This window comes from Rhizobium sp. P43 (assembly GCF_056730705.1).
Window position 1 is genome coordinate 1,311,069 of record NZ_CM161539.1, and the last position, 13,226, is coordinate 1,324,294.

Sequence of the window (13,226 nt, forward strand, 5' to 3'; positions counted from 1 at the left end):
CTCATATAGGCGGCGGTTGCGGCGCAAAAAAGAGGCAAGTAGCAGGCCAGCGAGGGCTCAGCCGACCAGGAAATCGCGCAGGGCGTAGGTTTCGTCGCTTGCCGCGTCGATGACGGCAAGCCCCGAGGTGGGATAGCCTTCCGGCACGGTGCGGGCCATGACATCGTTGCCGCAGAGGTTTGCGAAGACTTCTTCCATAGCGGGGTTATGGCCTACCAGCATGAGCCCCTCGACGCCCTGCGTGGATCGCGCGATTTCCAGATATATTTCGGCGGGTGCGTTGTAGAGCGCATCGACATAGCGGAACTCGACGAGTCCGGAAAAGACGCGATTAAAGGCATCGGCAGTCTGCCGGCAGCGTTTGGCGGTCGAACATACGACGAGATCAGGCCGGTAGCCTCTATCAGCGGCCGCATCTGCCACCAGCTCGGCCTCAGCGAAGCCGGCATCGGACAGGCTGCGATCGAAGTCGCGACCACCAGGCTCCACCCAGCCGGATTTCGCGTGGCGCAGCAGATAGATGCGCTTGGGACGTTGAATGGAGGGCGTCATCCGTTGAGGTTTCCGCGTGCGATCTTGCTCTCATCTGAAGTACCGGTTCTTAGCCCATGCCGTCAACTATCCGCAGGGCGTAGCTCGATCATCCTATCACGATCTGCCGTTAGGTCGGTCTGTCATGCTCGGAAAGAAAATTATGCTTAAAAAATAGAAATTTAGATGAAAAATGTAACAGATTTAAAAATGCCTCCGAAACAGTCTGAAGGCTTGAACCGCTTGCCTTGAAAGGATATACACCCGCCCATTGAGATGTTCTTCAGGAGAATCGCGTTGAGTGAGAAGATCAATCTTAGCAATTATGTCCTCTCCGAGGACGAAGAGTTCATGAACGCGAACCAGCGGGCCTATTTCAGGGCCAAGCTTATCGCCTGGAAAAACGACATCCTCCGGGAAGCGCGCGAGACACTCGACCACCTCGCCGAAGAAAGCGCCAATCACCCTGACCTCGCCGACAGGGCTTCCTCCGAAACCGACAGAGCCATCGAACTTCGCGCCCGCGACCGTCAGCGCAAGCTGATTTCCAAGATCGATGCCGCCCTTCAGCGTATCGAGGACGGGACCTACGGCTATTGCGAGGAGACCGGTGAGCCGATCGGCCTGAAGCGTCTCGACGCCCGCCCGATTGCAACCCTGTCGATCGAAGCGCAGGAGCGCCACGAGCGTCGCGAGAAGGTTTATCGCGACGAGTGAGGCGCGAAAGCCCAAGTCGATAAGTATGATTTATAAGACCCGCCAATGGCGGGTCTTTTTTGCGTTTACGGCCAGTCTACCGTGACACGGTAGCTGGCCAGCTGTTACGGATTTCGGTGTTTACGTGTTTCGGCTCGCCGACATCTCGCCGAAGATCCGGGCGATCTCGTTCTGAAGATTCGGTTCCTGGCCCTGCTGGGACGCGTTGAGCGTTCCGTTCGGCGCGCGGCCTGCCTCTGGGAGAATGGCCGTAACAGGCGGACGTGGCCTGTCGGCACGGGTCTCGGGCAGTATCGGCGGCAGTGACGGCGCCGGCGTGGGTGCCGGATCGGCTGCCAGATGCAGTGCCATTTCTTCCTCGAGCACACGCTCGAAATCGCTCATGTCACGAGTGGCCGGCTCGTTGGCCGCGATCGGCGGTTGGCGCTGGATCACCGGTTCGATCTGTTGCGGTTCGACGAGGCGGGTCTGGACCGGTGCTGGGGCCGGGGCGAGGACCCGCTGGCGCGCGGCTTCCAGCACGTCTTCTGCGACCGGAGCATCAATGACTGGCGGCAGCACGACCTCGGGTTCGACATGGTCGCGCCTGACGTCTTCGAAGAAGACAGGCTTCGGTGCCTCAGCCATCATCGGTTCGATGGCGTCCAGCCGCATTGGCTCCACCGGCGGCGTAACCGCTGCCGTATCAGCTTGTACGGTGGGAACAGTCTTCGGCTCTGGAGCCACAGGCGCCGCGTCAGAAACAGGCGCGGTCATCACGGGTTCTACTTCGGCGGCAACCACGGGTTCAAGCCTGGCTGATGGTCGCATGGGTTGCACGTCCGGCGCGGAGGGCTGCGCGATCGGTCCGGAAACAGCGACTGGTTCAATTGTCGGCGCGCCCATCACCACAGAGCGTGGCGGCTCCGCGACCGGGCCGGCGGCAACCGCAATGGGGGTGGCAGCCGCAGCTGCGACCGGCGGAAGCGCTTCTGTCGGTGTCTGACGTTGTGTCGAGGGTTCTGGCGGGCGGACGGGCGCGGGCTGCGGGCGGCGTTCGGCGGCGACACTCTGAGACTGCGGCTGCGGACGAAGCGGTGCCTCAGATGCGACCGGTCGCACCGGCTCGGGCATGGGTGCCCGCCTTGCCGGCGGCTCGATGGTGGCGGTTCCGGCTGCGGCTGCAGGAGCCGGCACTGCTACCGGCTGTGCCGGTGCGTCGCTCGCCGCAAGTGCTGGCTGTTGGGCGGGTTTCGGGAGTTCCTGCTGTTCGGCTACTGCCTGTGGCAGAACTGTCTGGGCATTCAGATAGGGGCGCTCGTCGCCGATGCCGCTTTCAATGACAATGTCTGTCGGACCGCCGATCATGACCAGATGTTCGACATTATCGCGCCGGATCAGAACGATGCGACGGCGCGTGTCGACCGCTGCAGCGTCCAGAACCTGAAGCCGGGGCTGGCGGTTGCGGCCACCGCGCACGAAGGGAGAGGGTGCCCGGTTGCGCAGGATCCAGAGCACGACAAACAGGCAGAGAAGGGCCAGGCTGACGCCCAGCGCTGCAACGAGAAAACGATCGCCATAGGCCGAGATCAAGTCATTCAGCATGTCGTGCTCCTTTTGACTGGCTTTCTGGCAGAAGACGGCCTGGTCCGCAATCTAGCATAAGTGCTTGTGTCGGTGCCCCGATCGCGAAAAAGCCTGGAGATAATTGGCCATGAATGCGGCATTCCTGTGGGAGAGCTGGCCCGCGGGGCGATCTGGCCCTTTCTTTGCTTTTTGCGGTTACGGCAAGTTGCTAAACAGATGATTGCGCCGATTCTCGCTTGGTCGGATCGTCCGTGCGCAAAGGCAAGAGGCATCAATGACACGACAGCAGTTCGATCGCGATGGAGACGCCCCCTTGGTCGATCGCCGTGGTGGCGTCGGCATGGCGCTGCGCATCCTTCTGCTCGCACTTGCACTGATCGCGGCATCCGCCGCCTTCATCTTTTTCCGCGACCAGCTGGACAACCAGGTGGTGCTGGGCGTGCTCGGCATCCTGGCGATGATGGGGATCTTCTTCATCGTCTCGGCCGTGATCGGCTTTGTCGAGGTGATGCCTCAGTCGAACAGCGACTCGCTGGCTCGCGGCTTCCTCGCTAGCCAGCCCGAGGGGACGTTGATCACCGATCCCGAAGGCCGCATTGTTTTCGCCAACGCCGCCTATGGCACCATGACCGGCGCACGCAAGGCAACCGAGGTGCAGACGCTTGAGGCGCTGCTGTCGCGCTACCGCGAATCGAGCGAGGCGTTGTACCGCCTGACCAATGGTCTGCGCGAGGGGCGCGACAGCTACGAGGAATTCCGGCTGCTGAAGCCGCTTGGCAGCCAGACGATCAACGGATCGGGAGCCCACTGGTATCGCCTCAAGGCCCGGCTTCTGCCCGGCGAAGGGCGCGGCAAGCCGCTGCATATCTGGCAGATCTCCGACATTACTGCGGAGCGCGACGACCAGGAGCGCTTTTTCAAGGAGCTGCAGCACGCGATCGATTATCTCGACCACGCGCCTGCGGGCTTCTTCTCTGCCGGCCGCAAGGGTGAAATCTATTATCTGAATGCCACGCTGGCCGAATGGCTGGGCGTCGATCTCACCCAGTTCAATCCAGGCTCGATGACGATTGCCGACCTGGTTGCGGGTGAGGGCATGGCGCTGATCAATTCCGTCCAGGCCGAACCGGGGCAGGCACGCACGGAAACGCTCGATCTTGATCTGCGCCGGGTCAATGGCCAGAGCCTGCCGGTGCGCCTCGTGCATCGGGTCCGAGCTGCTCGTGACGGTGCGCCGGGCGAGAGCCGGTCGATCGTGCTGGCGCGAACGCAAAGCGAGGGCGGGGATCATTCGGATTCCGTCGCCTCGATGCGCTTCACCCGCTTTTTCAACAATACACCGATGGCGATTGCCTCGGTCGATGGCGAAGGTCGCATCCTCAGGACCAATGCGCCGTTCATGAAGCTTTTCGCGGATGTGATATCGCGAGACGAGATCGAACGGCGTGGGCGTATCGAAGTCGTGCTGCATGAGACCGAGCGCGACAGTTTCCGCAACGCCCTGGCCGCTGCGATGGACCGTCAGGTCGATATTGCGCCGATCGACAGCCGTCACCCGACAAACGATAGCCGGCATTTTCGGTTCTATGTGAATGCCGTGATCGACCAGAGTGACGAGGCGCCTGAAGAGGCGGCCATCGTCTATGCCGTCGATGTGACTGACCAGAAGGCGCTTGAGGCGCAGATGGCGCAGACGCAGAAGATGAATGCCGTGGGCACGCTGGCCGGCGGCATTGCGCATGACTTCAACAACGTGCTGACCGCGATCCTCTTGTCCTCCGATCACTTGCTGCTGCAGGCGCGTCCGTCTGACGCAAGCTTTGCCGACCTGATGGAGATCAAGCGCAATGCCAACCGCGCTGCCGTGCTGGTGCGCCAGCTGCTTGCCTTCTCGCGCAAGCAGACGATGCGGCCGAGCGTGCTTAATCTGACGGACGTGATCGGCGATCTCCGCATGCTGGTCGACCGGCTGATCTCCGGCACCAATGTCAAGCTCAAGGTCGAATATGGCCGCGACCTCTGGCCGGTGAAGACGGACCTTTCGCAGTTCGAGCAGGTGCTGATCAATCTCTGCGTCAATGCCCGTGATGCGATGCCGGAGGGCGGATCGATCACGGTGTCGACGCGCAATATCTGCGCCGACGAGGCCACCGGCTTCGGCTATCGCGGTCTTCCGTCCGAGGATATGGTTCTGGTCGAAGTCGCCGATACCGGAACCGGGATTGCGCCCGAAATCATGGACAAGATCTTCGAGCCCTTCTTCACCACCAAGGAAGTCGGCAAGGGCACGGGCCTCGGGCTTGCGATGGTCTATGGCATCGTCAAACAGTCGGGCGGTTACATCTATCCGGAATCGGAAGTCGGCAAAGGCACCACCTTCCGCATCTTCCTGCCGCGCCATGTGCCCGAGGTTCAGCCCGATGTCGAAGCGCAGGCCGTGGCTGGGGCCGCTCATGGCGAGACCATTCCCGCAGCCTCTGTCAAGGGCGCTGCCGATGTGCAGGACGCGCCGGACCTTACGGGTAAGTCGGCCGTCGTCCTGCTCGTCGAGGACGAAGAGGCCGTGCGTCGCGGTGGCAAGCGGATGCTGGAGACGCGCGGCTACACGGTTCACGAGGCCGGCTCCGGGGTCGAGGCGCTCGACATCATGGAAGAGCTTGAGGGCGAGGTCGATATCGTCGTGTCCGACGTCGTCATGCCCGAGATGGATGGCCCGACGCTGCTGACCGAGCTGCGCAAGAAGTATCCGGATCTGAAGTTCATCTTCGTCTCGGGTTATGCCGAGGATGCCTTTGCCCGCAATCTGCCGGCGGACGCCAAGTTCGGCTTCCTGCCCAAGCCCTTCTCGCTGAAGCAGCTTGCCGTAGCCGTGCGTGAGATGCTCGACGGGCAGGGCTGACACCGGTTTCGACACATCCGAAACGAAAGACCCCGCCGGATGGCTCCGGCGGGGTCTTTCGTTGTGGCGGTGTGCTTGTCGCTCAGCCGTTCATGGCAACGGCGATTTCGGCGGCAAGCCGCGCATTGTTCTCGACCAGCGCGATGTTGGTCTTCAGCGAACGGCCACCGGTCAGGTGGAAGATGTTGTCGAGCAGGTAAGGGGTGACTGCCTTGCCGGCGATCTCGTCGCGTTCGGCATTGGCAAGCGCGCGGCTGATGTAGATTTCCATTTCCTCGCGCGGGATCTCGTCGGCTTCCGGCACCGGATTGGCGATCAGCATGCCGCCGTCAATGCCGAGTTGGTCGCGCATCTTCTGGAAATTGGCGATGGCCGCCGGGCTCGGCAGGTTCAAGACGCTCTTGAGGCCGGAGCTGCGCGACCAGAAGGCCGGGAAGTCCTCGCTGTCATAGGTGACGACGGGCACGCCGCGCGTTTCCAGCACTTCCAGCGTCTTCGGAATGTCAAGGATGGCCTTCGGGCCGGCCGAGACGACGATCACGGCGGTGCGGGCGAGTTCCTCAAGATCGGCTGATATGTCGAAGCTTTCCTCGGCACCACGATGCACGCCGCCGATGCCGCCTGTGGCAAAGACAGAGATGCCGGCGCGGGCGGCGGCGATCATGGTGGCGGCGACGGTGGTTGCGCCGTTGCGGCGCTCGGCAATCGCAAAGGCGAGATCGGCGCGCGAAAGTTTCATCACGTTTTCCATCTGCGCCAGCGCCTCAAGCTCTGCCGGCTCCAGGCCGATATGCAGCACGCCCTTGATCACGGCGATGGTTGCCGGCACCGCACCCTGCTGGCGGACGATGTCCTCGACGCTGCGGGCCATCTGCAGATTGCCCGGATAGGGCATGCCATGGGTGATGATGGTGGATTCAAGTGCCACGATTGGGGCGCCGCGCTGCTTGGCGGCGCTCACTTCGCTCGAATAGGTGATGGGCAACAGGGGGGAGATGGAACGGGTCATGGGGATCTTCCGCTTATATTTTCAGGTTCTCATGACAGGAAACGGGCCGGCGGGACAAGAGCCAACTGTCTTTGCAGCTTCTCCTGCGAGAGATTTTCGTCAGTTGCATGGGGCGATTTCAGGGTGATGGCGGCGCTTGCCGTGCCATAACGCAGCGCCTCCGCCAGTGAGGCGCCGGAGAGGCGCGCGTTGAGGAAACCCGCTGCAAAGGCGTCGCCCGCGCCGGTGACATCGGCAATCTCGGCAATTGGTGCGGGCTCGATCAGGGCGATGGCCGTCTCGTCGAAGGCAATGGTCGGGCCGCTGCCGCTCGTCACGCTGCCGCCTTTCAGGCCTTTCGCACGCAGGAGGTCGGGCCATTCCTCAGGTTGCTCGGCGCGCCTGCCGGCAATGGCTTCGGCTTCTGCACCATTCATGAAGAGATGGGTGAGGAAGGGCAGGGCCGCCTCGAACTTCACCACCTTGGCCGGGGAAATGGCAATCGCGGATATGCCGAGCCCCGCTGCATGGCAGGCGCTGGCGAGAGCAGACAGCGTGTCAGCACGCAGGTTCGCATCGGTCAGGACGTGGCCTGCTTCGGCAAGGCTGTCGCGCAGGGATCTCGCCTTGATGCGACGCGCGGAAAACGCATCATAGAGCGCCATATCGGCAAGCGCGATCACCAGATTGCCATCTCGTTCCAGGATGGCCGTATAGCTTGGCGTCGCGCGGTCGAGGAAAATGACCGGCTGGTCGTCGAGACCGGCTCGGGCTGCTGCTTCTGCCACGATCTGGCCGGCAGCATCGCCGCCGCGCGGGGCAATCAGCCGGACGGCGCGACCGAGCCGCGAGAGATTGCAGGCCGCGTTGAAGACGCCGCCGCCGGCTTCCTCGAACCAGTGGCCGGGATTGCTGGCACCGGGTTTCGTGTCGCCGAACAGGCGTCCGCGCCGATCGATATGGGCGCCGCCGATCGCTACAATCTCGACCGTCATGCTCTCGTCTCCGCGACCGTGAAAGGACGAATCGAAGCGCTGCGATCCGGACCGCGGCAGCCGATCAGCCCATTTGCCTGATCCGCCTTGGGAAGCGGCGGAACAGATTTCGAACACGCCTCAAAAAGCGATTTTATATCAATCGCTTCGCGTGCTCTTGCAAAATGAGAACAAAAAGAGTACATATTCCCCATCGGCGGCTTCATTGCCTATGCGGCCTCAATAACCTAAAGGTGGATCAAATGGCACAGAATTCTTTGCGGCTTGTAGAGGACAAATCGGTGGATAAAAGCAAGGCATTGGAAGCGGCGCTCTCGCAGATCGAACGCTCGTTCGGCAAGGGCTCGATCATGAAGCTCGGCGCGAACGAGAGCGTGGTCGAAGTCGAGACGGTCTCGACGGGGTCGCTCAGCCTCGATATCGCGCTCGGCATCGGCGGCCTGCCCAAGGGGCGCATCATTGAAGTTTACGGTCCGGAAAGCTCGGGTAAGACGACGCTGGCGCTGCAGACCATTGCAGAAGCCCAGAAGAAGGGCGGTATCTGCGCATTTGTCGACGCCGAACATGCGCTTGACCCGGTCTATGCCCGCAAGCTCGGTGTCGACCTGCAGAACCTCCTGATCTCGCAGCCCGACACCGGCGAACAGGCGCTGGAAATCACCGACACGCTGGTTCGTTCCGGCGCCATCGATGTTCTCGTCGTCGACTCGGTTGCAGCGCTGACGCCGCGTGCTGAAATCGAAGGCGAAATGGGCGACAGCCTGCCGGGCATGCAGGCTCGCCTGATGAGCCAGGCGCTGCGCAAGCTGACCGCCTCGATCTCCAAGTCGAAGACGATGGTCATTTTCATCAACCAGATCCGCATGAAGATCGGCGTGATGTTCGGTTCGCCGGAAACGACGACCGGCGGTAACGCGCTGAAGTTCTACGCCTCTGTGCGTCTCGACATCCGCCGCATCGGCGCGGTCAAGGACCGCGAAGAGGTCGTTGGCAACCAGACCCGCGTGAAGGTCGTCAAGAACAAGATGGCGCCGCCGTTCAAGCAGGTCGAATTCGACATCATGTATGGCGAAGGCGTCTCCAAGACCGGCGAGCTCGTCGATCTCGGCGTCAAGGCTGGAATCGTCGAGAAATCGGGGGCCTGGTTCTCCTACAACAGCCAGCGTCTCGGCCAGGGCCGTGAGAATGCCAAGCTCTTCCTGCGCGACAATCCCGCCGTCGCCCAGGAGATCGAAATGGCGCTGCGCCAGAATGCCGGCCTGATCGCGGAAAAATTCCTTCAGAACGGCGGGCCCGACGCCAATGACGGTGATGTTGCCGACGACGCGTAAACTGCTGTCCATCTTCGACTATTGTGTCGGCCGCGTTTCCTTCGAGACGCGGCCGGTTTTCGTTTCGGCTGCTGGACAGGGATGAAGCCGGGCGATAAAAGCCATTGATTTTGCAAATTGGCCGGCTTCCCGGCCTGAATGAAGGGCGTGACATGAGCGGTGTAAACGACATCCGGTCGACTTTTCTCGATTACTTCAAGACGAACGGTCACGAGGTCGTTTCCTCCAGCCCGCTGGTGCCGCGCAACGATCCGACGCTGATGTTCACCAATGCCGGTATGGTGCAGTTCAAGAACGTCTTTACCGGTCTCGAGCAGCGCCCCTATTCGACGGCTGCGACGGCGCAGAAATGCGTTCGCGCCGGCGGCAAGCACAACGACCTCGACAATGTCGGCTATACCGCGCGCCACCACACCTTCTTCGAGATGCTCGGCAACTTCTCCTTCGGTGACTACTTCAAGGAGCGCGCCATCGAGCTTGCCTGGAACCTGATCACCAAGGAATTCGGCCTCGACCGCAATCGTCTTCTGGTCACCGTCTACCACACCGACGACGAGGCACATGGCCTGTGGAAGAAGATCGCGGGTCTTTCCGACGACAAGATCATCCGCATCCCGACCAGCGACAATTTCTGGGCCATGGGTGACACCGGTCCCTGCGGTCCGTGCTCGGAAATCTTCTACGATCACGGCGATCATATCTGGGGTGGTCCTCCGGGCTCGCCGGAAGAGGATGGTGACCGCTTCATCGAAATCTGGAACCTCGTCTTCATGCAGTATGAGCAGGTGACGAAGGAAGAGCGCATCAACCTGCCGCGTCCGTCGATCGACACCGGCATGGGTCTGGAGCGCGTCGCCGCCGTGCTGCAGGGCCGCCACGACAACTACGAGATCGATCTGTTCCGCGCGCTCATCGACGCCTCCGTCGACCTCACCGGCGTCAAGGCCGAGGGCGAGCGTCGCGCAAGCCACCGCGTGATTGCCGACCACCTGCGCTCGTCTGCCTTCCTGATCGCCGACGGTGTTCTGCCGTCGAACGAGGGCCGCGGCTATGTGCTCCGCCGCATCATGCGTCGCGCCATGCGCCATGCGCAGCTGCTCGGTGCCAAGGATCCGATCATCTACAAGCTGCTGCCGGTTCTCGTTCAGCAGATGGGCCGCGCCTATCCGGAACTGGTGCGCGCCGAAGCACTGATTTCCGAGACGCTGAAACTTGAGGAAACCCGTTTCCGCAAGACTCTGGAGCGCGGCCTGACGCTGCTCTCCGATGCGACTGCGTCGCTGGACAAGGGCGACAGCCTGGATGGTGAGACCGCCTTCAAGCTCTACGATACCTATGGCTTCCCGCTCGACCTGACGCAGGACGCGCTTCGCGGCCGCGGCATCGGCGTCGATCTCACCGGCTTCAACGACGCCATGCAGCGCCAGAAGGCCGAGGCCCGCGCCAGCTGGGCCGGCTCTGGTGACAAGGCCCAGGAGACTGTTTGGTTTGAGCTCAAGGAAAAGTTCGGCGCGACCGAATTCCTTGGTTACAGCTCCGAAACCGCCGAAGGCCAGATCCTTGCGCTCGTCAAGGACGGCAAGGTCGTCGAGCAGGTGAGTGCCGGCGAGAGTGTCCAGGTCGTCGTCAACCAGACGCCGTTCTACGGTGAATCCGGCGGCCAGATGGGCGATACCGGCGAAATCGTCGGCGAGGGCTTCTCGCTTTCCGTCAGCGATACCCAGAAGAAGGGTGAGGGCGTCTTCGTCCATGTCGCCACGGTTCAGAACGGCGTGGTCAAGGCCGGCGGCGCGGTGCAGTTGAATGTCGACCATGCGCGTCGCTCGCGCCTGCGCTCGAACCATTCGGCGACCCATCTTCTGCATGAGGCGCTGCGCGAAGTGCTGGGCACCCATGTCGCCCAGAAGGGCTCGCTGGTCGCCCCCGAGCGCCTGCGCTTCGACATCTCGCATCCGAAGCCGATTTCGGCTGAGGAGTTGAAGGTGGTCGAGGAGATGGCGAACGAAATCATCATCCAGAATTCGCCTGTTACCACCCGTCTGATGGCCGTCGATGACGCGATTGCGGAAGGCGCTATGGCGCTGTTCGGCGAGAAGTATGGCGATGAGGTCCGCGTTGTTTCGATGGGCACGGCCGTGCGCGGCGAAAAGGCCGGCAAGAGCTATTCGACGGAACTCTGCGGTGGCACGCATGTGTCGGCCACCGGCGATATCGGCCTGGTGCGTCTCGTCGGCGAAAGCGCCGTCGGTGCCGGTGTGCGCCGCATCGAGGCGCTGACAGGTGAGGCGGCGCGCGCCTATCTTGCCGAGCAGGACGAACGCGTGAAGACACTCGCTTCGACGCTGAAGGTTCAGCCGACCGATGTCGTCGCCCGTGTCGAGGCGCTGGTCGAAGAGCGCCGCAAGCTCGAAAAGGAACTGGCAGACGCCAAGCGCAAGCTCGCCATGGGCGGCGGTGCTTCCGGAGGCGCTGAAGCGCCGAAGCAGGTCAACGGGATCAACTTCATCGGTCGCATCCTGAACGGTATCGACGCCAAGGACCTGAAGGGCATGGCGGACGAGGCAAAGGCCGGTCTGGCGACCGCTGTCGTCGTGCTGATCGCCGTCGCCGAAGATGGCAAGGCGAGTGCTGTGGTGTCGGTGACCCCTGATCTCACCGATCGCTTCAGCGCTGTCGACCTCGTTCGTGTGGCCTCCGCTGCGCTTGGCGGCAAGGGTGGCGGCGGACGTCCCGACATGGCGCAGGCCGGTGGCCCGGATGGAGCCCAGGCGGAAGCAGCGATTGCGGCGGTCGAAGCAGCGCTTGCTTGAGCCATAGACGATTTCTGTCCATCAAGGCCGGGCTTTGCTCGGCCTTTTTTTTGTTTAAGAGAATCGAGATTTACCGATCGGTTTTGGGTTTTCTTCAGTCTTCTGCGATATCGGTAGGGCCTCTTAGAGGTGCTTGACTTGGCCGCAGTCTTCCACATTCCGACCCTCACCGTTTGCCTCGCGGCAACGCTGATCATCCTTGCCGCTTTCCTGACCTTGCTTTGGGCAACCGAGCGGGACAATCGGGCCCTTGGACTGTGGTCGCTTGGTTTCTCCGCTGGCGCGCTGGGCATGGTGCTCGTCAGTCTTCGTGATGTGGCGCCGCCGCTTCTGGCGCTTGGTGTTGGCAACGCCCTTGGCATTTACAGCCTGGGTTTGATCTGGATGGGGTGTCAGGCGTTTGAAGAGGAGCCGCGCAAAGGCGCGGGTCTGGTTGCGGCTGCCGGCGCCGTGGTTTGGCTGTCCTTGTTCGCGCTTCCTGGTTTTTCCACGGACCTTGGGATGCGTCTCCTCGTCGCCTCCGTGCTCTATGCCTTTTATTCGTTCCTGATCATACCAGTGCTGTTGCGCGGTCAGCGGCGCGAGCCCCTGCCTGCGCGCATGCTTGCCATTCTCGCATTTGGCACACACGGTGCCGCCTATCTGGTTCGGCTGCCCTTGCTGATGGTGGAACCGGTTCAACTGGTGGCCGGCCATGCCCCACTCTGGTACGGGATCATGACCTTCGGCTTCTTCGTTCAGGGTCTGCTTGCCGCACTCGCCGTTTTGGGCATGGTTCATGAAAGAGCCACGCAGCGATACAAGATCGCCTCCGAGACCGACGGCCTGACGCGTCTGAAAAACCGGCGGGCCTTCATCGATTCCATCGCCACGCTTCGCGCTTCCAGGGCTGGTGCAACTGAGGGTGCCGTGCTGGCGCTTGTCGATGTCGACCATTTCAAGCGTATCAATGATACCCATGGCCATGGTGCGGGCGATCTGGTCCTGATGGAACTCGGCCGTTTGCTGTCTCGGGCCATGCCGCAAGGGTCCATCGTTGGGCGGCTTGGCGGTGAGGAGTTCGGTATCTATCTGCCGGCAGGGCATATTGGACAGCGAGCGGACCTGCTGGAAGATCTCAGGCTGAGTGTTGCTGAGATGATCGTCGGTGACGATCATTCCTTGCCGAAGGTAACGGTCAGCATTGGTGCGGTCTTGTTGCCGCCGGGGCCGCTGGACTTCCCCCAGGCTTTGGCGCTGGCCGACAAGGCGCTTTACGCCTCCAAGAAGGCGGGGCGTAATAGCGTAACCTGGAGTGGTCAGGAGGCCGGCCGCGTGCTGGACAGGTCTTCGAAGGCCGTGACTCCGGCACCGGAATTTGCCGACCCTGCCTCCCGTTCCGCAGCCTGA

General features: G+C 62.1%; 9 protein-coding genes. 5 read left to right on the forward strand and 4 right to left on the reverse strand.

From position 1 onward, the window contains the following. Window positions 1–57: 57 nt before the first annotated feature. Window positions 58–552 carry a SixA phosphatase family protein gene (locus AC1PUL_RS06475; RefSeq protein ID WP_480467325.1) on the reverse strand — a complete coding sequence of 165 codons (495 nt, stop codon included), beginning with the start codon at window positions 550–552 and terminating at the stop codon, window positions 58–60. Between the two features lie 276 nt (window positions 553–828). On the opposite strand from AC1PUL_RS06475, the gene dksA reads away from it, so the two are divergent. Next, a complete protein-coding gene (gene dksA, locus AC1PUL_RS06480; protein WP_185809764.1) occupies window positions 829–1,248 on the forward strand; it encodes an RNA polymerase-binding protein DksA in 420 nt (139 codons plus the stop codon). 120 nt (window positions 1,249–1,368) lie between these two features. Here dksA and AC1PUL_RS06485 read toward each other — a convergent pair whose 3' ends face one another. Further along, complete coding sequence (locus tag AC1PUL_RS06485; protein ID WP_480467326.1) at window positions 1,369–2,832, reverse strand: flagellar biosynthetic protein FliO; 1,464 nt, start codon at window positions 2,830–2,832, stop codon at window positions 1,369–1,371. A 256-nt stretch (window positions 2,833–3,088) separates the two neighbouring features. Here AC1PUL_RS06485 and cckA point away from each other — a divergent pair, with 256 nt between their 5' ends. After that, window positions 3,089–5,713, forward strand: a complete 2,625-nt coding sequence (gene cckA, locus AC1PUL_RS06490) for a cell cycle histidine kinase CckA (RefSeq protein ID WP_480467328.1) — start codon at window positions 3,089–3,091, stop codon at window positions 5,711–5,713. Window positions 5,714–5,795: 82 nt separating this feature from the next. Here cckA and AC1PUL_RS06495 read toward each other — a convergent pair whose 3' ends face one another. After that, window positions 5,796–6,722, reverse strand: a complete 927-nt coding sequence (locus AC1PUL_RS06495; protein WP_480467330.1) for a pseudouridine-5'-phosphate glycosidase — start codon at window positions 6,720–6,722, stop codon at window positions 5,796–5,798. 29 nt (window positions 6,723–6,751) lie between these two features. Then, window positions 6,752–7,696 carry a carbohydrate kinase family protein gene (locus AC1PUL_RS06500; protein ID WP_480467331.1) on the reverse strand — a complete coding sequence of 315 codons (945 nt, stop codon included), beginning with the start codon at window positions 7,694–7,696 and terminating at the stop codon, window positions 6,752–6,754. 242 nt (window positions 7,697–7,938) lie between these two features. Between AC1PUL_RS06500 and recA the strand changes: the two genes are divergently transcribed. The 3 genes from recA to AC1PUL_RS06515 all read left to right on the forward strand — a co-directional run bounded on the left by recA (window position 7,939) and on the right by AC1PUL_RS06515 (window position 13,226). After that, window positions 7,939–9,027: a recombinase RecA gene (recA, locus tag AC1PUL_RS06505; protein WP_298467927.1), complete on the forward strand. Its 1,089-nt coding sequence runs from the start codon at window positions 7,939–7,941 to the stop codon at window positions 9,025–9,027. Window positions 9,028–9,179: 152 nt separating this feature from the next. Beyond that, window positions 9,180–11,837, forward strand: a complete 2,658-nt coding sequence (gene alaS, locus AC1PUL_RS06510) for an alanine--tRNA ligase (protein WP_480467332.1) — start codon at window positions 9,180–9,182, stop codon at window positions 11,835–11,837. A gap of 138 nt (window positions 11,838–11,975) precedes the next feature. Continuing rightward, a complete protein-coding gene (locus tag AC1PUL_RS06515) occupies window positions 11,976–13,226 on the forward strand; it encodes a GGDEF domain-containing protein (protein ID WP_480467333.1) in 1,251 nt (416 codons plus the stop codon).